22 protein-coding genes are annotated in these 19083 nt (G+C 70.1%); 9 read left to right on the top strand and 13 right to left on the bottom strand.

Going from position 1 to position 19083, the window contains the following annotated elements; all coding sequences use genetic code 11:
- The first annotated feature begins 4 nt into the window (after window positions 1–4).
- Entirely contained in the window at window positions 5–1375 is a 1371-nt protein-coding gene (locus tag AC2YHJ_RS24900; protein WP_487398882.1) for an MmgE/PrpD family protein, read from the top strand.
- Window positions 1376–1585: 210 nt separating this feature from the next.
- On the opposite strand, the gene AC2YHJ_RS24895 is transcribed toward AC2YHJ_RS24900, so the two are convergent.
- The 6 genes from AC2YHJ_RS24895 to AC2YHJ_RS24870 form a co-directional block, all read right to left on the bottom strand.
- Entirely contained in the window at window positions 1586–1816 is a 231-nt protein-coding gene (locus AC2YHJ_RS24895; RefSeq protein ID WP_487398881.1) for a hypothetical protein, read from the bottom strand.
- Window positions 1817–1835: 19 nt separating this feature from the next.
- On the bottom strand, window positions 1836–2009 hold the full coding sequence (locus AC2YHJ_RS24890) for a hypothetical protein (protein WP_487398880.1): 174 nt from the start codon (window positions 2007–2009) through the stop codon (window positions 1836–1838).
- Between the two features lie 59 nt (window positions 2010–2068).
- Window positions 2069–2275, bottom strand: a complete 207-nt coding sequence (locus tag AC2YHJ_RS24885; protein WP_168043352.1) for a cold-shock protein — start codon at window positions 2273–2275, stop codon at window positions 2069–2071.
- Between the two features lie 324 nt (window positions 2276–2599).
- On the bottom strand, window positions 2600–3562 hold the full coding sequence (locus tag AC2YHJ_RS24880) for a Bug family tripartite tricarboxylate transporter substrate binding protein (protein ID WP_487398879.1): 963 nt from the start codon (window positions 3560–3562) through the stop codon (window positions 2600–2602).
- 122 nt (window positions 3563–3684) lie between these two features.
- Window positions 3685–4662, bottom strand: coding sequence for a Bug family tripartite tricarboxylate transporter substrate binding protein (locus AC2YHJ_RS24875; RefSeq protein ID WP_487398878.1), 978 nt, complete (start codon window positions 4660–4662; stop codon window positions 3685–3687).
- Window positions 4663–4694: 32 nt separating this feature from the next.
- Window positions 4695–5477: an enoyl-CoA hydratase/isomerase family protein gene (locus AC2YHJ_RS24870; RefSeq protein ID WP_487398877.1), complete on the bottom strand. Its 783-nt coding sequence runs from the start codon at window positions 5475–5477 to the stop codon at window positions 4695–4697.
- 124 nt (window positions 5478–5601) lie between these two features.
- Here AC2YHJ_RS24870 and AC2YHJ_RS24865 point away from each other — a divergent pair, with 124 nt between their 5' ends.
- The 4 genes from AC2YHJ_RS24865 (at window position 5602) to AC2YHJ_RS24850 (ending at window position 9592) form a co-directional block, all read left to right on the top strand.
- Window positions 5602–6774 (top strand): CaiB/BaiF CoA transferase family protein, encoded by a 1173-nt coding sequence (locus tag AC2YHJ_RS24865; protein WP_487398876.1) that lies wholly within the window; start codon window positions 5602–5604, stop codon window positions 6772–6774.
- Window positions 6775–6924: 150 nt separating this feature from the next.
- On the top strand, window positions 6925–8103 hold the full coding sequence (locus AC2YHJ_RS24860; protein ID WP_487398875.1) for an enolase C-terminal domain-like protein: 1179 nt from the start codon (window positions 6925–6927) through the stop codon (window positions 8101–8103).
- The gene (locus AC2YHJ_RS24855) at window positions 8100–8747 is read left to right on the top strand and encodes a methyltransferase domain-containing protein (RefSeq protein WP_487398874.1); all 648 of its coding nucleotides are present in this window, start codon (window positions 8100–8102) and stop codon (window positions 8745–8747) included. The genes AC2YHJ_RS24860 and AC2YHJ_RS24855 overlap by 4 nt, the downstream gene beginning before the upstream one ends.
- Window positions 8744–9592 carry a MipA/OmpV family protein gene (locus AC2YHJ_RS24850; RefSeq protein WP_487398873.1) on the top strand — a complete coding sequence of 283 codons (849 nt, stop codon included), beginning with the start codon at window positions 8744–8746 and terminating at the stop codon, window positions 9590–9592. The genes AC2YHJ_RS24855 and AC2YHJ_RS24850 overlap by 4 nt, the downstream gene beginning before the upstream one ends.
- Window positions 9593–9628: 36 nt before the next feature.
- Here AC2YHJ_RS24850 and AC2YHJ_RS24845 read toward each other — a convergent pair whose 3' ends face one another.
- The 6 genes from AC2YHJ_RS24845 to AC2YHJ_RS24820 form a co-directional block, all read right to left on the bottom strand.
- Window positions 9629–10099, bottom strand: coding sequence for a copper chaperone PCu(A)C (locus tag AC2YHJ_RS24845; RefSeq protein WP_487398872.1), 471 nt, complete (start codon window positions 10097–10099; stop codon window positions 9629–9631).
- A 147-nt stretch (window positions 10100–10246) separates the two neighbouring features.
- Window positions 10247–10579 (bottom strand): hypothetical protein, encoded by a 333-nt coding sequence (locus tag AC2YHJ_RS24840; protein ID WP_487398871.1) that lies wholly within the window; start codon window positions 10577–10579, stop codon window positions 10247–10249.
- A gap of 11 nt (window positions 10580–10590) precedes the next feature.
- Window positions 10591–11097 (bottom strand): YcnI family protein, encoded by a 507-nt coding sequence (locus tag AC2YHJ_RS24835; RefSeq protein WP_487398870.1) that lies wholly within the window; start codon window positions 11095–11097, stop codon window positions 10591–10593.
- A 63-nt stretch (window positions 11098–11160) separates the two neighbouring features.
- Window positions 11161–11613 (bottom strand): DUF2946 family protein, encoded by a 453-nt coding sequence (locus AC2YHJ_RS24830; protein ID WP_487398869.1) that lies wholly within the window; start codon window positions 11611–11613, stop codon window positions 11161–11163.
- Window positions 11614–11744: 131 nt separating this feature from the next.
- Complete coding sequence (thpR, locus tag AC2YHJ_RS24825) at window positions 11745–12296, bottom strand: RNA 2',3'-cyclic phosphodiesterase (protein ID WP_487398868.1); 552 nt, start codon at window positions 12294–12296, stop codon at window positions 11745–11747.
- Between the two features lie 31 nt (window positions 12297–12327).
- Complete coding sequence (locus tag AC2YHJ_RS24820; RefSeq protein WP_487398866.1) at window positions 12328–12930, bottom strand: arylesterase; 603 nt, start codon at window positions 12928–12930, stop codon at window positions 12328–12330.
- Window positions 12931–13006: 76 nt separating this feature from the next.
- Between AC2YHJ_RS24820 and AC2YHJ_RS24815 the strand changes: the two genes are divergently transcribed.
- The 4 genes from AC2YHJ_RS24815 (at window position 13007) to AC2YHJ_RS24800 (ending at window position 18302) form a co-directional block, all read left to right on the top strand.
- A complete protein-coding gene (locus AC2YHJ_RS24815; protein WP_487398865.1) occupies window positions 13007–13735 on the top strand; it encodes an ABC transporter ATP-binding protein in 729 nt (242 codons plus the stop codon).
- Window positions 13736–13967: 232 nt separating this feature from the next.
- Window positions 13968–16466, top strand: coding sequence for an ABC transporter permease (locus tag AC2YHJ_RS24810; RefSeq protein WP_487398864.1), 2499 nt, complete (start codon window positions 13968–13970; stop codon window positions 16464–16466).
- A gap of 144 nt (window positions 16467–16610) precedes the next feature.
- Entirely contained in the window at window positions 16611–17213 is a 603-nt protein-coding gene (locus AC2YHJ_RS24805; protein WP_487398863.1) for a hypothetical protein, read from the top strand.
- Between the two features lie 297 nt (window positions 17214–17510).
- Entirely contained in the window at window positions 17511–18302 is a 792-nt protein-coding gene (locus tag AC2YHJ_RS24800) for a Bax inhibitor-1/YccA family protein (RefSeq protein ID WP_487398862.1), read from the top strand.
- 87 nt (window positions 18303–18389) lie between these two features.
- Here AC2YHJ_RS24800 and AC2YHJ_RS24795 read toward each other — a convergent pair.
- A partial coding sequence (locus AC2YHJ_RS24795; RefSeq protein ID WP_487398861.1) for a CarD family transcriptional regulator occupies window positions 18390–19083 on the bottom strand: 694 nt, incomplete at its 5' end.

Below are 19083 nucleotides of genomic sequence, written 5' to 3'. Positions count from 1 at the left end.
GAACATGACGAATCCGCTCCTCATCCTTGCCGACCACGCGGCGACCTGGAAGTCGCGCCCGCTCGATGCCGAGGTCGCGCATCATGCGCGCCGCGCGCTGGTGGATTGGTTCGCGGCCCTTCTCGCCGGCGCCTGGCGCGAACCCGCGACGCTGATGTCCGCGGCGCTGGAGGATGAGACGCGCGGCGGCGGCGGGGCGGTCTGCTACGTCTCCGGCCGCCGCGTGCCGGTTCGTCATGCCGCGCTGATCAACGGCACCGCGTCGCACACCGTCGAGTTCGACGACATCTATCGCTACGCCGTCTATCACCCGGGCTGCCCGACCATCGCGGCGGCGCTCGCCGCCGCGCAGTCGCGCGGGACGGACATGGACACGCTGCTGCGCGCGCTCGCCGCGGGGTATGAGGTGTCCTGCCGCATCGGCCTCGCCGTACAGCCCTCGCACTACGATTTCTGGCATACCACCGGCACGGTCGGCACCTTCGGCGCGGCGGCCTCGGTCGCGGTGCTGCTCGACAGCGACGCCACGCGCATCGCGCATGCCATCGCGACCGCGGCGACCATGGCATCGGGCCTGCAGCAGGCCTTCCGTGGGGAGGGCATGTCGAAGCCGCTGCATCCGGGCCATGCGGCCGAGGCCGGCGCCCTGGCGGCGATGGCGGCGGCGAAGGGCATGACCGGTGCGCTCGACGTCCTGCACGGGTCGGCCGGCTTCGCGGCCGCGACCAGCGAGGACACCGGCAAGTGGGAGAAGTCGCTGGCGAAGATCGGCCAGCCCTTCGCCATCACCGACATGACCTTCAAGAACCACGGATGCTGCGGGCATATCTTCGCGGCGCTCGACGCCGTGCGCGACCTGCACCTGGAGAACGGCTTCAAGCCGGAGGACGTCGTCTCCGTCGCGGTCGGCGGCTACAAGGCGACGAAGGAAGTCTGCGACCGCCCGACCGCGCAGACTGAACAGGATTGCCGCTTCTCCACTCAGTTCACGGTGGCGACGATGCTGCTGCATGGCGGCGTGCGCCTCGCCGCCTTCGAGCCGGCGCGGCTGACCGACCCGGCCACCCGCGCGCTGATGGGCAAGGTGAGCGTGGCGCTCGACGCCGAATGCGCCGCGGCCTTCCCGTCCAAGCGGTCGGCCAAGGTGACGATCGCACTGAAGGATGGCCGCGTGCTGACGCGCCACCAGCACACACGCAAGGGCGACCCGGACGCGCCGCTGTCCGATCAGGACCTGTCCGACAAGTTCCTGGAACTGACCTCGGACGCCGTGGGCGCTGCCCAGGCCAAGGCGCTGCTCGCGCAGCTATGGGAGGGTTCGGCCCTGCCGGGGATCGTGCCGCTGGTGGTGAACCAGGCCCGCGCGGCGGAGTAGAGCGTGATGGCCGAAGGGGCGCATGCCCCGGGGGTCTGAATCACGCGATCAGACCAGAGCGTGATGGCCGAAGGGGCGAAGGCCCCGGAGGTCTGAATCACGCGATCAGACCAGGGCGTGATGGCCGAAGGGGCGCAGGCCCCGGGGGCCTGAATCACGCGATCAGATAGGCACGCGGGCGAGGGGGAGGATTATCCTCCCCCGAGCCGGCTACTTGCGCTTGCCGCCGACGCGGACAAGCTGCGAAATCGCCAGCGCGGCCTTGCCGGATGCCTTCGCGATCTCGTTATCCTGTTCCTCGATGACCTTGCGGGCCGGCTCATCGCCGTCGAGCCCGCCCAGGATCTCCGCCGGGACCTTCCGGTTCGAGCGGCGGCTGCCGTCCTCGTAGAACACGTCGAACAGCACGAAATTGGCTTTGCTGCCTGGTTTGGCGGCCATGTCTGTCTCTCCTCCGCGCTTAGTCGCGCGCGGGTTCCTTGGCCTCGGTGGTATCGGGCTCGTCGGCGTCCTGTCCGGCAGCCTTGCGCTTCGCGACCGCTTCTTCGCGTTCGCGCTGCTTGGCTTCCTTCTTCGCCTGCTTCGACCGGTTCACGTCGGCACGCTGCTGGCCGTAATTGGGCTTTCGCGCCACGGCGTTTCTCCGCGTGTCATAGATGGAAAGGGCGGCCCGAAGGCCGCCCCCTGGACGCCTTAGGCGAGGCGGAGGTTGCCCGCCGAGATCTTGCCCTGCTGCCCACGCTGCAGCTCGAACTCGACCTTGTCGCCTTCATTCAGGCCGTTCAGGCCGGAACGCTGCACGTCGCTGATGTGGACGAACACGTCCTTGCTGCCGTCTTCCGGCTGAATGAAGCCGTAGCCCTTGGTCGCGTTGAACCACTTGACGGTACCGATGCTCATGCCGATGACTCCGGGTTGAGCGTTGCCGTCGCACGACATGCGCGACGGAAATGCCGGCGCGCTGGATGCGCGACGGGCCAGCCATCGCTGCGGCTCAACCATAGGGAAGGCACGGAGAGCAGGCCCGAAGAACCGGGCCGGACGAGGTGACGGGGGGGATATGCGCGTTCCGTCCCCCGAATGCAAATCGAATTGGTGTCATACGTGCGGCAGCGATGCATGACTGGTGGTCAAAGGTCGCTGCCGCCCGTATGCCTTGAGTTTGGCACGCGGCCGCCCTACCAACCCCGCGTGCGGATACGCCCGGCAAAGGTGCCGCGCGTATCAGCCAGCCCGCGCGCCGGTTGCGCGCAGGATCGGAAGCCAGCGATCCATCTCCGCTTTCAGGAAGTTGCGCAACGCCGCCGCATCGCCCGCGCGTGGTTCAACGCCGCGTTCGGCGTAGCGTTGCTGCACTGCCGGATCGGCCAGGACTTCCAGCGTCGCGGCGCTCAGGGCCTGTAGGATCGCCGGCGGCGTCGATGCCGGGGCATAGAGCGCCTGCCAGGACGAGCTCTCATACCCTGCCACCCCGGCTTCCTGCAGCGTCGGCAGATCGGGCACCAGCCGCGACCGCCGCGCCGTGGTCACCGCCAGGCCGCGGGCGCGCCCATCCTGCATCAGCGGCGCGAGCAGCGTCTGGCTGTCGATCATGAATTCCACGCGGCCGGCGACGAAATCCGTCACTGCCGCGGGCGTGCCGCGATACTGCACGATGGTGAAGTCGACGCCCGCGAGCGTCTTCAGCAATTCACCCGCCAGATGCGATGCCGCGCCGATGCCGGTGGTCGCGAAGGTCGCCTCGCCGCGCTTTGACCGCAGCCAGGCGAGCAGCGACGGCACGTCGGTCGCCGGCACCGCCGGATGGACCGCGAGGATGAAGGGCTGTTCGCCGAGCAGCGCGATGGGCGCGAAATCCGTCGCGGGATCGATGCCGGCATCGGGAAACAGGGCGGGGATGACGCCCTGTGCCGCGCCGTTCAGCAGCAGCGTGTAGCCATCCGCCGGCGCGCGGGCGACGTTGCGCGCGCCGATGGTGCTGCCGGCGCCAGGCGTGTTCTCGATGACGATGGGCTGGCCGAGCTTGCGCGACAGGGGCTCGGAGATGATGCGCGCCACCACGTCGATGATGCCGCCCGCCGCGAAGGGCACGACGACGCGGATGGGGCGTGCGGGATAGGCCGCCTGGGCGCGCGCGACAGACGGCGCAGCCAAGGTGGCGGCGAGCAGGGCGCGGCGGTCGAGCATGCGGAGGCTCCCGGTTGTTGGCGTGAGCCTAGCAGGGCTGCGCGCCCACGACAGGTGCGATGCTTGACCGCCTGCAGGTCCCGGGCGCAGCGAACGAGGCCGCGCCCGAGGCCAGTAGCCCGTCAGTCCAGCCGGATATTCGCGTTGCGCACCACCGCGGCATACCGGTCCGCGTCGGTGGTCAGCATGCGCTGCGCGTCCGGCTGCGTGCCGCCGCCGACGACGAAGCCGGCATCGCTGATCCGCTTGCGGAGATCGGGGTTGGCATAGGCCTTGTTCACCGCCGCCACCCAGCGATCGGCGATCGGCTGCGGCGTTCCCGGCGGTGCCATCAGCATGTACCAGACCACCGCGTCGAAGCCGGGGAAGCCGAGTTCCGCGACGGTCGGCGTCTCCGGCAGCCATTCCACGCGCTGCGGCATGGTCACCGCCAGTGCGCGCACGCGCCCTTCGCGGATATGCGGCAGGTAGGTGGGGAAGGTGTCGATGGCGAGGTCGATGCGCCCGGCGAGGATCTCGTTCACCGCCTGGCCGGTGCCGCGGAAGGGCACATGCGTCATGCGCACGCCGGCCTGCGCGGCGAGCAGTTCCGCGGCCAGATGCTGCTGCGTCGCGACGCCGGAGGAGGAATAGTTCAGCACCCCCGGATTCTCCTTCGCGCGTGCCAGCAATTCGGGCAGCGTGCGCGACGGCGAATTGACCGGCACCACGGCGACCAGCGGCACCGTCGCGGCATGCACCACGGCGGTCTGGTCGCGGCGGATGTCGAAGGGCGGCGGATTCATCAGCGGCGGCACCACGGCCGAGGCGCTGATCGTCGTCATCAGCATGGTGTAGCCATCGGGCCGCGCGCGCGACATGGCCAGCACGGCGAGCGTACCGGAAGCACCGGGCCGGTTCTCGACCGCGATGGTCTGGCCGAATTCCTCCTGCAGGGCCGGGGCAAGGAAGCGGGCGATGATGTCGGTCCCGCCGCCCGGCGCGAAGCCCACCAGCATGGTGATGGTGCGCGACGGATAGGCCTGGGCGAGCGCGGGTGCCGGCAGCAGCGGCGCCAGCGCCGCCGCGCCGAGGGCGCGGCGGGTGATGCGGATGGTCATTCTTGGTTTCCTCCAGGCGGCGCGGGCCGCCCTTACTTGCCCTGGAACTTAGGCGCGCGCTTGTTGAGGAAAGCGTCAACGCCTTCCTGGAAATCGGCGGAGGTGAAGCACATCGTCACCAGGTCGTCGCCCTCGACCTCGCCGGTCGCGTGACGCAGGCGGCGCAACGCGATCTTGGTCGCCTTCAGCGTCAGCGGTGCCAGGGTGGACATGGTGGTGGCGAGTTCCATCGCGCGCGCCGCGACGGCATCTGGCGTGTCCAGTACTTCCGACACCAGCCCGAGATGCTTCGCCTCGGCCGAGGAGAACAGGCGCGAGGTCATGATCATCTCGGCGATCGCGGCCGGGCCGACCAGCGCATAGAAGCGCGCGAAGTTGTTCATGTTGAGGATGTTGCCGAGCGTCTTCGCGATCGGCAGGCCGAAGCGCGCGCCGGTGTCGCAGATGCGGATGTCGCAGCAGCCCGCGATGCCCAGGCCGCCGCCCGTGCAGGCCCCCGCGATGGCCGCGATGATCGGCGTGTTGCAGCGTTCGAGCGCGCCGAGCACCTTGTCGATCCGCGCCTCATAGGCGAGCGCATCCTCGGCGGTCTTGAATTCGCGGAACTGGGAGATGTCGGTGCCCGAGGCGAAAGCCTTGCCGCCGGCGCCGGTCAGCACCCAGACGCGGATGCTCGGGTCTTCGCTGATCTCGTCGGCGAGTTCCTGGATGCGCTGGTACATCGGGAACAGCATGGCGTTGCGCGCCTGCGGCCGGTTGAAGGTGGTCCAGGCGATGCCGCCCTCACGGACCTCGTGCAGAATGTCGTCGCTCATGGCGCTCCGTCCCGATTGAGTGTTCAGCGCAAGGCGTAGCGTGCCGGGCCGGCGCGTCAAGCCGGCGTCTTGCCGATCGGTCCCGGCGGTGCGAACACAGGCGCAACCGGAAGGACCCTTGCCCATGATGCCGCTGTCCCGTTTCACCGTGCTCGACCTGACCCGCGTGCGTTCCGGCCCGACCTGCGTGCGCCAGCTCGCCGATTGGGGCGCCAATGTGATCAAGATCGAGGCAACGGACGAGGTCGATACGGGCAAGGGCCTGGGTGGCGAACGTGACGGCCCTGACTTCCAGCATGTCCATCGCAACAAGCGCGGCATGACGCTGAACCTGAAGTCGCCGGAGGGCCTCGCTGCATTCCGGCGCATGGTCGCCAAGGCCGATGTGGTGGTCGAGAATTACCGCCCCGACGTGAAGACGCGCCTCGGCGTCGACTACGACGCGCTCACCGCGATCAACCCGCGCATCGTGCTGGGGTCGATCTCCGGCTTCGGGCAGGACGGGCCCTATGCGAAGCGCCCGGGCTTCGACCAGATCGCGCAGGGCATGGGCGGGCTGATGTCGGTGACCGGCTTGCCGGGGCAGGGTCCGGTGCGCGCCGGCATCCCTGTCGCGGACCTGACGGCGGGTCTGTATTGCGCGCTCGGCATCATGGTCGCGTTGCTGGAGCGTGAGGTGACCGGCAAGGGCCGCTGGGTGCATGTCTCCCTGCTGGAAGCCATGGTCGCGATGATGGATTTCCAGGCCACGCGCTGGACCATGAAGCACGAGGTCCCGAAGCAGGCTGGCAACGACCATCCGACCACCATCCCGACCGGGCTGTTCCGGACCTCCGATGGCGTGATGAACATCGCCGGCGGCGGCCAGGTGATGTGGGACCGCATCGTGAAGGTGCTGGGCATCGAGGAGGAGGCGAAGGACCCCGACATCGCCACCGACGCGCTGCGCAGCAAGAACCGCGTGAAGGTGAATGCGCTGCTGGAGAAGGTGACGCTGACCGACACCTCCGCCAACTGGGTCGCGAAGTTCAACAAGGAAGGCGTGCCCTGCGGCCCGGTCTATGCCATGGACCAGGTCTTCGCAGATGAGCAGGTGAAGCACCTGGGCATCGCGATGACGGTGCAGCATCCGCGGCTCGGCGGGCTGGAGGTGGTGCGCGCGCCGATGCAGATCGCCGGCGTGGAGTGCGCGCGCAACCCGACACCGGAGCGCGGCGAGCATACCGACCAGGTGCTGGCGGAATTCGGCTTCAGCGCGGATGAGATCGCCGCCCTGCGCGCGACCAAGGCGGTCTGAACTTTCAGCCCTGCGCTGCGGTGCGGCCGGCTTCCCCGCGAAGGCCGGATGCTGCGCCGCAGCATCCGCAAGCCTTTCCTGCCGAGGTGTTTGCGCCGATCGCACCACCCCTGTAGGAAACCGCGCCGTCATCATTCGGGGAAGCCGCGCATGCGCATCGCCTCCATCCGCCAGGGCGTGGTGCCCATCAGCAGCGCCATCGCCAACGCCTATATCGATTTCTCGAAGATGACGGCGAGCGTCGTCGCCATCACGGTCGAGGACGGCGCCGGCAAACGCGCCACCGGCTACGGCTTCAATTCCAACGGCCGCTATGCGCAGCCGGGGCTGCTCGCCGAACGCTTCGTCCCGCGCCTCGAAGCCTGTACGGAGACGATGCTGACCGCAGAGGACGGCAGCCTGAACGTCGCCGGCGCCTGGGCCGCGATGATGCGCAACGAGAAGCCGGGCGGCCATGGCGACCGTTCGGTTGCGGTCGGCGTGCTCGACATGGCGCTGTGGGACGCCGCGGCGAAGCTGGAAGGCAAGCCGCTGTGGCGGCTGCTCGCCGATCGTCATCGCGGCGGCGAGGCCGATGAAGCGGCCTGGGTCTATGCCGCCGGCGGCTACTACTATCCCGGCAAGGGCGTCGATGCGCTGGTCGAGGAGATGAAGCGCTATCTCGGCCTCGGCTACACCACGGTGAAGATGAAGATCGGCGGCGCCCCCGGCACGCCGATCAAGGAAGCGCTGCGCGAGGATGTCGCGCGCATCGAGGCGGTGGTGAAGCTGCTCGGCGGCGACGGATCGCGCCTCGCCGTCGATGTGAATGGCCGCTTCGGGCTGCATGCGGCGCTCGCCTATGGCGCGGCGCTCGAGCCCTTCAACCTGCGCTGGTACGAGGAACCGCTCGACCCGCTCGACTACGCGACGCATGCGACGCTCGCCGAGCATTACGGCCCGCCGATCGCGACCGGGGAGAACCTGTTCTCCATGCTCGATGCGCGCAACCTGATCCGCCATGGCGGGCTGCGGCCGGATCGCGACATCCTGCAATTCGATCCCGCGCTGTCCTACGGGCTGGTCGAGTACCTTCGCACGCTCGAGATGCTGCAACTCCATGGCTGGTCGCCCCGCCGCTGCGTGCCGCATGGCGGTCACCAGTTCGCGCTGAACATCGCGGTCGGGCTCGGCCTTGGCGGCAACGAATCCTACCCGGAGGTCTTCGCACCCTTCGGCGGCTTCGCGAGCAATACGCCGGTGGTCGATGGCCGTATCCGCATGCCGGATATGCCGGGCATCGGCTTCGAGGCGAAGAACGACCTCTGGGCGGTGCTGAAGGATCTGTGACGCAACTGGCGCAAGACCTGGCGCAGGCGGTCGCGGCCCGCCATGCCGGCCGCGTCACGCAGGGCTTCGTGCGCGGCAAGCTGCGCGGCGATCCCGTGCTGCCGGCGCTTCTCGCGCTGCCGTCGCTCGGCGCGGTGCTCGACCTCGGCTGTGGGCGCGGGCAACTCGCCCTCGCGCTGCTGCTGGCGGGACGGGCGGACAGCGCCGCTGGCCTCGACCTCGACGCCGCCAAGATCGCGCGCGCGAATGCGGCAGCCCGGGGCCTGCCGGCGCGCTTCGCCGTCGCCGACCTCGCCACCGCCGAGATCCCGGCCTGCGACACCGTGCTGCTGATCGACGTGCTGCTGCAGATGCCGCACGGCGCGCAGCGCGCATTGCTGTCGCGCATCGTCACGGCCGGCCCGGCGCGCATCGTCATCCGCAACTTCGACCCGGATCGAGGCTGGCGCAGCGCCGTCGGCTTCGCGATGGAGCATGTGCGGCGCCGGCTCGGCGCCGACCTGGGGCGCGGCGGGGAGGTCGCGCCACTGCCGCCCCGCGACCTCGGCAGCCTGCTGGAAGGCGCGGGCTACCGCGTGACGGATGCGCCCTGTTGGGCTGGCACGCCCTTGCCGAATGTGCTCATCCTGGCGGAACGCCCATGATCCGCACCGTCGCTCCCCTCCTGCTCTGCGCCGTCACCGCGCTGCCGGCCCGCGCGCAGCAGCTGCCGGTCTTCGAGGTCGGGATCGCCGGCGGCGGCGGCAGCGTGCCGGCCTATCCCGCCTCCAGCCAGAACCAGGTGCGCGGGCTGGTGGTGCCCTATCTGATCTATCGTGGCGACATTCTCCGATCCGACGATTCCGGCATGCGCGCGCGGGCGAGCCTTGCTGACGATATCGAACTGTCGGTCAGCGCCTCCGGCGGCTTCCACGCCGCTTCCTCCGACGTGACGGCGCGGCAGGGCATGCCGGACCTCGACTGGCTGGGCGAGATCGGCCCCACTCTCCGCTTCACCGTCTGGCGCGGGGAGAATGAGGCATCGCCGGCGCGGCTCGTGATCGACACGCCGGTGCGCGCGGTGTTCTCAACCGACTGGTCCTCGATCTCCTTCCGCGGCTTCACCTTTGCGCCCGACATCGCCTACGAGCGGATGCACGTCTTCTCGCAATATGCGCGGCTGCGCGTCTCGGCCGGCGTGCTGTTCGGCACCGATGCCTACGCCGGCTATTTCTACGACGTCGCGCCGGAATTCGCGCAGCCCGGACGGCCGGCCTACAATGCGCGGGCGGGTTATGTCGGCGCGCGGCTGTCGGTGTCCTACCGCTTGCCGATCACCGAGCGGCTGTCGATCGTCGCCGGCGGCCGGATCGAGAATTTCTCCGGCTCCGCCAATGCGAACAGCCCGCTGTTCCGCAGCGAGTGGAATGCCTCGGTCGTCGCAGGCTTCGCCTTCGCGCTGTGGCGGTCGGAAGCGCGGGTGGATGTGACGAGCCAGCCCTTCGACTGACGGAGCCGGAGGGGCAAGGCCCCTCCGTCCGTGGCGTCAGTGATGATGCTCGCCGCCGCCGCGCGCGCCGGCCGCTTCGACGGCGAGCTCCACCTGCACCTCCCCCGCGCGTTCGAAGCGCAGTGTCAGCGGAACGCGGCTGCCTTGGTTCATCGGGGCGGACAGCCCTACCATCATGATGTGCAGGCCGCCCGGGCGCAGCTCGACCGTCTCGCCCGGGGCGACGATGACGTCCTGCACAGGGCGCATGCGCATCACATCGCCGTCGCGCGTCATGCTGTGCAGTTCCACGGTGCGGGCGATGGGCGATGCGGCGGACAGCAACCGGTCCGGCTGGGTTCCCGTGTTGCGCAGCCGCAGGAAACCAGCGCCGTTGCCATTGGCCCCCGCGGCGCGCGTCCAGGGATGGCCGATGGCGATGTCGCCGGCGGTGTAGTCATGCGCGGCGGCAGGCAGGGCACACAGGCTGGCGGCGGCGATCAGCACGTGGCGACGAATCATGGTCATGGCAGTTCTCCGTAGGCTCATGTCATGCGGGCTCGCCGAAGGCCTGACCTTCGGTGGGCCGGTATGGCGCGCGGCTCTGGCGAGATGGCCGCGCGCGACAGCGGTGGGCAGTGGATCCGCAAAGGCGGAACCTTTGCGGGGCGGGTATCAACGGCTGGCCAGGCGGTCCGGCCAGATCGGTTCGGGGGTGCCGGTGCGCGCCTCGATGCGGCCGGCCAGGCGGGCGATGCGCACGGCTTCGACCGCACCCGCGGCGGGGTCGCCGGTCTCGCAGGCGGCGGTCGCGACGGCGATGGCGCGGTCCATCGCCGCCGCCTCCGCCGCCGTGGCCTGGGGGCGCAGCGACGTCGCCCAGGACACCGCGGGTCGCAGCGCGGCCGAGCAGACGGCGGTGAGCTCGGCGCTCATCGCCTCGGAATCGCAGGCGCGTGCCAAGGGGGGTGCTGCGAACAGCAGGGCTGCGAGCAGGAAGCGGCGCATGGCGTCCTCCTTCAACGCGGGATGAGGCGGATCGAGGCGGCGGGCGTCGGGTAGTCGGACAGCCGCGTCCCGGAAGCGGGCACCTGCGACCAATCGACGACGCCGCCGCCCTCGCAATCCTGACGGATCGGGAACCATATGGTCTCGCCGGGCCGGTCGGGCATGCGGATGCGCAGGACGAATTCGTCGTAGTGCTCGTTGGGCAGGCGGCCGCCCTCCCAGGTGACCGACGACAATTCGGGCACCGCGCCGTGGCCGGCCGGCGCCGGCGCATCGGCGCGCGGCGTCAGCACCAACGTCCAGCCGGGCTTCGGCATGGGGCGCGCGGCGGTCACGCCATCGGGCAGTTGCACCGTGACGCGCGCGGTGGCGGCATCGCCGCAGCCGTGCGGCACGCGCAGCGCGGCGCGCACATAGGCGAGCGGGGCGGCCTGGGGCGGATCGAGCGTGACATGGGCCGCGGCGGGGGCGGCGGCGAATGCGGCGCAGAGTGCCGCGGCGGCAGGAAGCCTGGACATGGAAAGGACCCTCGTCTGGAGCAGCATGAAGGGCCGCGCATGGAAGCGCGGCGGCGGCTGTCGTCAGGCGAGGGTGGGTGGGGCTCTGGACGAGAAGGGTGGCGCGCGGGCGGCCGGCGGCAGGCCATAGGTCGGGACCGGACGCCAGCCAATGGTCTCGGCGACCCAGGCCGGGGTGGCGACGACCGGGGCGGCGGGCAAGGCGGCCTTCGGCAGCGCGTGGCAGGCCGGGCAGAAGCTGTCGGCCGCCTCGGGGGCCGGCACGGCCTCACCATCCGGCCCGACATGCATGGTGCGCATCCCGTCGGGTGAACAGATCACCGTCTCCAGCCCGGCGGGGGCGGTGACCATCGCCAGGCAATGCGCCGGCGCCAGCACGACCTGCAGCAGCAGGATCATGGCGATCAGGCGCGCGACGGGGCGAAGGACCGTGGCCACGCCGCAGGCGTAGTGCCGCCCGGAGCCGCGTGCAAGCACGATGCGCGTGCCGCCCATCTTCGGCCCGATGCCCGGCATCGGGTCAGGAGCGCAAGGCGCGACCGCGCCCAGACCCACCGCTGCGCCCAACGCGCCAGTGCAGGGCGCGCAAGCCAAACCGCCGCATGGCGGCGCCGGCGTTTGAGGCAAGCAAAGACTCAGCCGGGCGGCTACGCCGCCCGGCGCGCCGTCAGGTCGTATTCGACCTCGGGCGTATAGACCGACGCCTCCTTGCCGAGGCGTGAGGAGAACAAGGTGAAGTAATCCACCTGCACAGGCGCGGCGCGGAACAGGTTGTGCGCCTGGACATAGGCGATGACCTTTTCCGGCGGCGCCCGGTCGGTCCGCGCGATGGTGACGTGCGGGGAAAAGCGCTTGCGCTCGGGTGCGAGGCCGATCCGTTGCAGCGCTGTCTCCACTTTGTTCTGCAGATGTGTCAGTGCGTCGTTGCGTTCGGCGCCGACCCAGAGGGAATGGATCCGACCGGCCTTCTCGAAGGTGCCAACGCCGCGCAACGACAGCTCGAAGGCAGTGCCGCGGATGGCCGCGAGCGCGTCGTCCACCTCCTGCGCGCGCCAGTTCTCGATCTCGCCGATGAAGCGCAGCGTCAGATGGTAATTGTCGGGGGGCACCCATTTCGCGCCGGGAATGCCACCCGCCAGGGCGGAAAGATCGGCACGGCACTCGGCGGGGAGGCCCAGGGCAACGAACAGGCGCAGCATCTCTCGGCCCCCATTCAGGCCGGGAAACGGGTCAGCCAGTGGGCACCCGCCCCAGCAGCGACTCGACTGACGGAATCATGCGACGGACCAGTTCCGCGACGCCAGCCTCATTCGGATGGATGCGGTCGGGCTGGTTCAACCCGGGGTTCCCGGCCACCCCATCCAGGAGGAAGGGATAGAACACCACCTCTGGCCGCGCCGCAGACAATCGCGTGAAAGTTCCCGCGAATTCCCGGCCGTAATCGGCGCCGAGATTGGGCGGCGCGAGCATCCCCGCCAGCATCACCGGCAGCCCGCGCGCCTTCAGTGCATCGAGGATGGCGGCGAGGTTGGCTTCGCTGGCGCGCGGTTCGATGCCGCGCAGCCCGTCATTGCCGCCGAGTGCGACGATCACCGCCTGTGGCCGTTCCGCCAGCGCCCAGTCGAGCCGCGCGCGACCGCCCGCCGTGGTGTCGCCGGACACGCCGGCATCGATCACGCGCACCTGGCGCCCCCTGGCGCGCAACGCGGCTTCGAGCTGCGCGGGCAGCCCCTGCCCGCGCGCCAATCCATAGGCCGCCGTGATCGAATCGCCCAGCATCAGCAGCCGGATCTCGGCCGCCCGGGCCGGGGCGGCGGCGAGCAGTGGAAACACTCCGATACAGGCGGAAAGTTTGCCAATGACGGCGCGGCGCCCATATCGGTTCGATAGCCGCGGAAATCTGATCGACATGGATGCCCTTCTGCACACCACCCCGACGACCGAGGGGCGCCAGTCCGGTGCGAGCCTGATCCTCGCCACCGACCTGCATTTCAAGGTGAGGGCCCAGTCGGGCGAGATCAATATCCTGCACGGCGTCGATCTCGCGGTCGGTGCGGGGGAGGCGGTGGGCATCGTCGGCCCGTCCGGCTCGGGCAAGACCTCGTTGCTGATGCTGCTCGCGGGGCTGGACCGGCCGACCGGCGGGACGCTGTTGGTCGCCGGCCACGACCTGACGCGGATGGATGAGGATGCGCTCGCGGTGTTCCGGCGCGAGACCGTCGGCATCGTCTTCCAGGCCTTCCACCTGGTGCCCACCATGACGGCGATCGAGAACGTCGCCGTGCCGCTGGAATTCGCTGGTCGCGCGGATGCCTTCGATCGCGCGGAGGCCGCGCTGCGCAGCGTCGGTCTCGGCCATCGGCTGACGCATTATCCGGGGCAGTTGTCGGGCGGGGAGCAGCAGCGCACAGCGCTTGCGCGCGCCTTCGTCGCCGAACCGAAGCTGCTGCTGGCCGATGAGCCGACCGGCAATCTCGACCGCGCCACGGGCGCGCATGTGATGGACCTGCTGTTCGGGCTGCGCGAGACATTTGGCACCACGCTGCTGCTGATCACCCATGATCCGCTGCTTGCCGAACGCTGCGAGCGGCAGGTGCGGATCGAGGATGGGCGGATCGTGTCGGACGGGGCGCGGTGATGGGGGAGTTGCGCGCGGAGAGGGGCGCCGCCCCTCTCCGGACCTCACCCCGCCAAAGGCCTAAGGGCCTTTGGAAACCCTCACTTGGTTCTGCACGAGGCGGTGTTCCGAGCACCGAAGCAGATTTCGGCATTGGTCCTGACAGCCGCGCACAACGCCCAGCAGCGGCATTCCAAAGGGCACTGCCCTTTGGTGGGGTGGTTTGGAGGGGCAAAGCCCCTCCAATCGCATCATGAAGACCCTCTCCCTCGCCCTCCGCTACGCCCGTCGCGACCTGCGCGGTGGCGTGAAGGGCCTGCGCATCGTGCTCGCCTGTCTCGCGCTCGGCGTCGCCGCCATCACCGCGGTCGGCACGCTGCGCGCTGGCGTGGAGGCCGGCATCGCCGCCGACGGGTCGCGCATCCTGGGCGGCGAGGTCGAGGTCGCATCACAGCAGGGACCTTTGCCGCAGCAGGCGATCGACTGGCTCGCGGCGCGCAGCGTGCGGCTGTCGCGCGTCACCGCCATGCGCGCCATGGCGGTCGCACCCGATGGCGAGCGCACGCTGGTCGAACTGAAGGCGGTGGACGACGCCTATCCGCTGTTCGGGGAATTGCTGCTCGACCCGCCGGGCCGGCTCGCGCCGGGCGAGGTGGTGGTGGAACGCATCGTCGCCGACCGGCTTGGCGTGCAGCTCGGTGCGACGATCCGCATCGGCGATGCGCGCTTCACCCTGCGTGGGACCATCGCCGCCGAGCCCGACAAGGTCACGAGCCCGTCCATCCTCGGTCCGCGCGCGATGATCGCGATGGCTGACCTGGACGCGACGGCGCTGGTGCAGCCGGGCAGCCTGGTCACGTTCGAATACCGCCTCGCCTTGCCGCAGGGCGCGGATCGCGCTGGCTTCGCCGAGGCGATGCGCGCCGCCTTCCCGCAGAATGGCTGGCGCATCCGCACCGCCGATGCGGCGGCGCCGGCGGTCAATCGCTTCGTTGATCGCGCCGCCTTCTTCCTGACGCTCGCCAGTTTGACCGCGCTGCTGGTGGGTGGCATCGGCGTCGCGACGGGGGTGCGGTCCTGGCTCGACCAGCGGGCGCGCACCATCGCGACGCTGCGCTGCCTGGGGGCGGCGCCCGGCCTGATCTTCGCGACCTATTTGATGCAGGTGCTGGCCCTGGCGGCGGCCGGCATCGTCATCGGGCTGGCGGCGGGCTTCGGCCTGACCACGGCAGCGGCGGCGGTGCTCGCCGATGCGCTGCCGGTGCCGCCACGGCTGGGCTTCTATCCGTCGGTGCTGGCACTTGCCTCGCTTTATGGGCTGCTGACGGCGCTTGCCTTCGCGCTGTGGCCGCTCGGCCGCGCGATGGAAATTCCCGGCGCGGCGCTGTTCCGCGACACGCTGCAGCCGGCCGGCGTGCGGCCGCGCCTCGCGCTGGTGGCAGGGACCGCGGCGGCCGGGCTGGCGTTGGCGGTGCTGATCATCGCCACGGCGGAGAACCGTTCCTTCGCCGGCTTCTTCGTCGCCGGCGCGGTGTCGACACTCATCATCTTCCGCATCGGCGCGCTGGCGCTGATGGACATCGCGCGGCGCTTCCGCACGGTGCGACGGCCATCGCTGCGGCTGGGGCTGGCCAATCTGCACCGGCCGGGCGCGCCGACGCCGCTGATCCTGGTCTCGCTCGGCATCGGGTTGACCACGCTCGCCGCCGTCGCGCTGATCGAGGGCAATCTGCGCCGGCAGATCGCCGACCAGCTGCCCGCCGCGGCGCCGAATTTCTATTTCATCGATATCCAATCCGACCAGGCGCGCGACTTCGACCGGGTGGCGCTTGCCCAGCCCACGGTCAGCGAGATCAAGCGCGTGCCATCCATGCGCGCGCGCATCGTCGCGGTGAACGGCGTGCCCGCCGAGCAGGTGCGCACCACGCCCGAGACCGCCTGGGCGCTGCGCGGCGATCGCGGCCTGACCTATGCCGCCACGCCGCCGGAGGGCACGCGCATCGTGCGCGGCACATGGTGGCCGGCCGATTATCGCGGCGAGCCGCTCGTCTCCTTCGATGCGGCGCTGGCGCGCGGTTGGGGGGTGGGGATCGGCGACAGCATCACGGTGAATGTGCTCGGCCGCGACATCCCGCTGCGCATCGCCAATCTGCGCGACATCGAATGGCGCGGGCTGGGCCTGAACTTCGTGCTGGTGGCATCCCCTGGCCTGCTCGAGGCGGCGCCGCACACCCACATCGCGACGGTTCGGTCCGACGCGGCGCGGGAAGGTGCTGTGCTGCGCGCGATCAGCGAGGCCTTCCCCAATGTCTCCGGCATCCGGGTGCGGGATGCGCTGGAACAGGTCGCGGGGCTGCTCGCGCGCATCGGCACGGCGCTGTCGGCCACGGCGTCCCTGACGCTCGCGGCCGGTGCGCTGGTGCTGGCCGGCGCGGTGGCGGCCGGGCAGCGGCGGCGGGTTCGCGACGCGGTGGTGCTGAAGACGGTGGGCGCGACCCGCGCGCAGATCCGCCGCGCCTTCCTGGTGGAATTCGGTCTGCTGGGTGCCACTGCGGGCGTGATCGCGGCGGGCGTGGGCACCGCCGCCGCCTGGGGCGTGGTGCGCTTCGTCATGGGTGCGGATTGGGTGTTCCTGCCGGGCACGCTGGCGACGGTGGTGCTCGCCTGCACGGTGCTGACGCTCGCCTTCGGCTATGTCGGCACGGCGTTGGCGCTGCGGGTGCCACCGGCGCCATTGTTGCGTAACGAATAGGCGAGGGGGTAGCGTCGAACCGGCTGGAATCCTGCGCGAAATTCAGGAATCGGATCGCTGGCGGCCCTACCGCCCGCCTGACGCATCCTGTAGGGTCGATGCGGCCGAATTGAACCGGCCTCAGAATTCCATTGAGGATCTGCCATGTCGCAAACCCCCCGCTCGCGCCTGAAGCTGGCCGCGATCGTCGCCCTTCCGCTGCTCGGCCTCGGCGCCTGCGCCAGCACCCCGCCGCAGCCGGTCGAGCCGCCTGCGCCGACCGTGGTGTCCACCGCGAAGGAGGCCGTCGGCGTCGTCCGCAGCGTGAACGCCCGCACCCGGCAGATCGCGATCCGCACGCCGAGCAACGAGACGGTCACCGTCGTGGCCGGCCCCGAGGTCCAGAACTTCGCGCAGATCCGCCCGGGCAACCGCGTGCGCCTGCGCTTCGAGGAAGCGGTGGCTGTCCAGCTGACGCCGCGCGGCACCAACCTGCCGGCCGAGATCGATGTCGGCGCCGCCCGCGCCGCGGCCGGCCAGCGTCCGGCCGGTGCCGTCGTGACGACGGTCCGTGACACCGTCACGATCAACGCCGTGGACACCACCGCGAATACGGTGACCTTCACCTCCTCGCGCGGCGTGCGCCGCACCCTGCCGGTCCGCACCCCGGAAATGCAGGCCTTCATCCGCACCATCCAGCCCGGCCAGCGCGTGAATGTCGCCATCGCCGAGGCCGTGGCGCTGTCGGTCGAGCCGGCCGAGCGTTGAGAAACCGCCCGGGCAGGCGTCGCGAGGCGCCTTCCCGGATCCGGCTGAACGGGCCTTGAGCCCGGCCTGGGGCCGCATCGCGCGGTGCGGCCCCGCTTCCGGTGCCGGTCATTCACGTCTCGACCATCCTTGCGTGGGATGGTGGGGGATGCGGGCGGGCGCCGGGCTTCCTATCTCAAGGCGGCACTAGCCTTCGCCGGTCGGCGGGCACTTCGCTCTCCCGTTGATCCGGATGAAAAAGTGTCCATATTCTGTGCCAGCGGGGAATCATCCCCCTTCGGAGGAGTCTTCCACACCATGGCCTTAGGTCCCGACACTCGATTCACGACGGGTGCGCCTGGCTGGGGTCGCGTCGCGACCGCCGACGCCGCCGCCGTCGATGCCGGGCTGCGGTCCTACATGCTCCGGGTCTACAACTGGATGGCTTCGGGGCTGCTGCTGACGGGCATCGTTGCATACGTCATCGCCTCCTCGCAGGCGCTGACCTCCGTCCTGTGGACGGTCGGTCGCACGGCGAGCGGGCTGACCGCTGTCCAGCCCACGCTGCTCGGCTGGGCGGCCATCCTGTCGCCGCTCGCCTTCGTGCTGGTGCTGTCCTTCGGCATCAACCGCATGAGCAAGAGCACGGCGCAGCTGGTGTTCTGGCTGTTCGCGGCGGCCATGGGCGCCAGCATGTCGAACATCTTCCTGCTCTACACCGGGCAGTCGATCGCCAGCACCTTCTTCATCACCTCGGCGATGTTCGCCGGCGTCAGCCTCTACGGCTACACGACCAAGGCCGACCTGACGCGGATGGGCTCGTTCATGATGATGGGCGTGTGGGGTCTCCTCCTCGCCATGGTCGTGAACTGGTTCTTCCAGAGCCCGGCGATCGCCTTCGCCATCAGCATCCTCGGCGTGGTGATCTTCGTCGGCCTGACTGCCTACGACACCCAGCGCATCAAGGCGGACTACCTCGCCTATGCCTATGCCGAGGGCACCGAGGAAGCCGGCAAGCGCAGCGTGCTTGATGCGCTCGGCCTCTACCTGAACTTCATCAACATGTTCCAGTTCTTGCTGTCCCTGATGGGCCAGCGTCAGTCGAACTGATCCGGGACGCCGCAAGGCGGCCCAAAGGAAAGGCCCCGGGGATCGCTCCCCGGGGCCTTTTTCGTATCCGGCAAGGCGGCGCGGCGATCAGTCTTCCGCGTCGTCGCCCTTCTCCGCGGCCTCGCCCTTGGCGGCCTTGTCGCCCTTCTCGGCCTTGCTGAGGTAGCCGAGGATCTTCTCGATCGCGCCCTGCTTGTCCGTCTTGTCGATCGCCGCGACCTCGGCCGCCAGGCGGTCGAGCGCCTGCTCGTAGATCTGGCGTTCGGAGAAGGACTGGTCCGGCTGGCCGGCATTGCGGTGCAGGTCGCGCACCACCTCGGCGATCTGCAGCGGGTCGCCGGAATTGATCTTCGCCTCGTATTCCTGGGCGCGGCGGGACCACATGGTGCGCTTGATGCGCGCGCGGCCCTTCAGCGTGTCGAGCGCCTGCTGCATCGACGCCCCGGCCGCCAGCTTGCGCAGGCCCGAGGACGCCGCCTTGTTCACCGGAACGCGCAGCGTCATCCGGTTTTCCTCGAAGGTCACGACGATGACCTGCAGCGAGTAGCCGGCGGCTTCCACCGTCTCGATGCCCTGCACCTGGCCGACGCCATGGGTCGGGTAGACGACGTGGTCGCCGGCCTTGAAGTCCTCCTTCGGGCGCGGCGCCACCTTGGCCGCGGCGGCGACCACCGCGGGCGCGGCGGACGGGCGCTGCGGCGGGCGATGCGGCGGCGGCGGGGAGACGATCCCACGCGAGGGCGGCGGCGGAACCGCCATGCGGGCCGGCGGGATCGGTGGA

This window comes from Roseomonas sp. SRI_022 (genome assembly GCF_057586215.1).
Note: the sequence above shows the minus strand (reverse complement) of the source record. Positions and strands in the feature narration are given on the sequence as shown.

What these genes read in the sequence shown, in the direction of transcription:
- AC2YHJ_RS24895 (WP_487398881.1), bottom strand. Translation starts at nt 1,816, where the DNA reads ATGGCCGCCAAACCAGGCAGCAAAGCCAATTTCGTGCTGTTCGACGTG.
- AC2YHJ_RS24840 (WP_487398871.1), bottom strand. Translation starts at nt 10,579, where the DNA reads ATGCGCCGCTTCCTGCTCGCAGCCCTGCTGTTCGCAGCACCCCCCTTG.
- AC2YHJ_RS24800 (WP_487398862.1), top strand. Translation starts at nt 17,511, where the DNA reads ATGGCCTTAGGTCCCGACACTCGATTCACGACGGGTGCGCCTGGCTGG.
- AC2YHJ_RS24880 (WP_487398879.1), bottom strand. Translation starts at nt 3,562, where the DNA reads ATGCTCGACCGCCGCGCCCTGCTCGCCGCCACCTTGGCTGCGCCGTCT.
- thpR (WP_487398868.1), bottom strand. Translation starts at nt 12,296, where the DNA reads ATGCTGCGCCTGTTCGTTGCCCTGGGCCTCCCCGCCGAGTGCCGTGCC.
- AC2YHJ_RS24900 (WP_487398882.1), top strand. Translation starts at nt 5, where the DNA reads ATGACGAATCCGCTCCTCATCCTTGCCGACCACGCGGCGACCTGGAAG.
- AC2YHJ_RS24845 (WP_487398872.1), bottom strand. Translation starts at nt 10,099, where the DNA reads ATGACCATGATTCGTCGCCACGTGCTGATCGCCGCCGCCAGCCTGTGT.
- AC2YHJ_RS24885 (WP_168043352.1), bottom strand. Translation starts at nt 2,275, where the DNA reads ATGAGCATCGGTACCGTCAAGTGGTTCAACGCGACCAAGGGCTACGGC.
- AC2YHJ_RS24810 (WP_487398864.1), top strand. Translation starts at nt 13,968, where the DNA reads ATGAAGACCCTCTCCCTCGCCCTCCGCTACGCCCGTCGCGACCTGCGC.
- AC2YHJ_RS24815 (WP_487398865.1), top strand. Translation starts at nt 13,007, where the DNA reads ATGGATGCCCTTCTGCACACCACCCCGACGACCGAGGGGCGCCAGTCC.
- AC2YHJ_RS24860 (WP_487398875.1), top strand. Translation starts at nt 6,925, where the DNA reads ATGCGCATCGCCTCCATCCGCCAGGGCGTGGTGCCCATCAGCAGCGCC.
- AC2YHJ_RS24850 (WP_487398873.1), top strand. Translation starts at nt 8,744, where the DNA reads ATGATCCGCACCGTCGCTCCCCTCCTGCTCTGCGCCGTCACCGCGCTG.
- AC2YHJ_RS24865 (WP_487398876.1), top strand. Translation starts at nt 5,602, where the DNA reads ATGATGCCGCTGTCCCGTTTCACCGTGCTCGACCTGACCCGCGTGCGT.
- AC2YHJ_RS24830 (WP_487398869.1), bottom strand. Translation starts at nt 11,613, where the DNA reads ATGCCGGGCATCGGGCCGAAGATGGGCGGCACGCGCATCGTGCTTGCA.
- AC2YHJ_RS24805 (WP_487398863.1), top strand. Translation starts at nt 16,611, where the DNA reads ATGTCGCAAACCCCCCGCTCGCGCCTGAAGCTGGCCGCGATCGTCGCC.
- AC2YHJ_RS24875 (WP_487398878.1), bottom strand. Translation starts at nt 4,662, where the DNA reads ATGACCATCCGCATCACCCGCCGCGCCCTCGGCGCGGCGGCGCTGGCG.
- AC2YHJ_RS24835 (WP_487398870.1), bottom strand. Translation starts at nt 11,097, where the DNA reads ATGTCCAGGCTTCCTGCCGCCGCGGCACTCTGCGCCGCATTCGCCGCC.
- AC2YHJ_RS24870 (WP_487398877.1), bottom strand. Translation starts at nt 5,477, where the DNA reads ATGAGCGACGACATTCTGCACGAGGTCCGTGAGGGCGGCATCGCCTGG.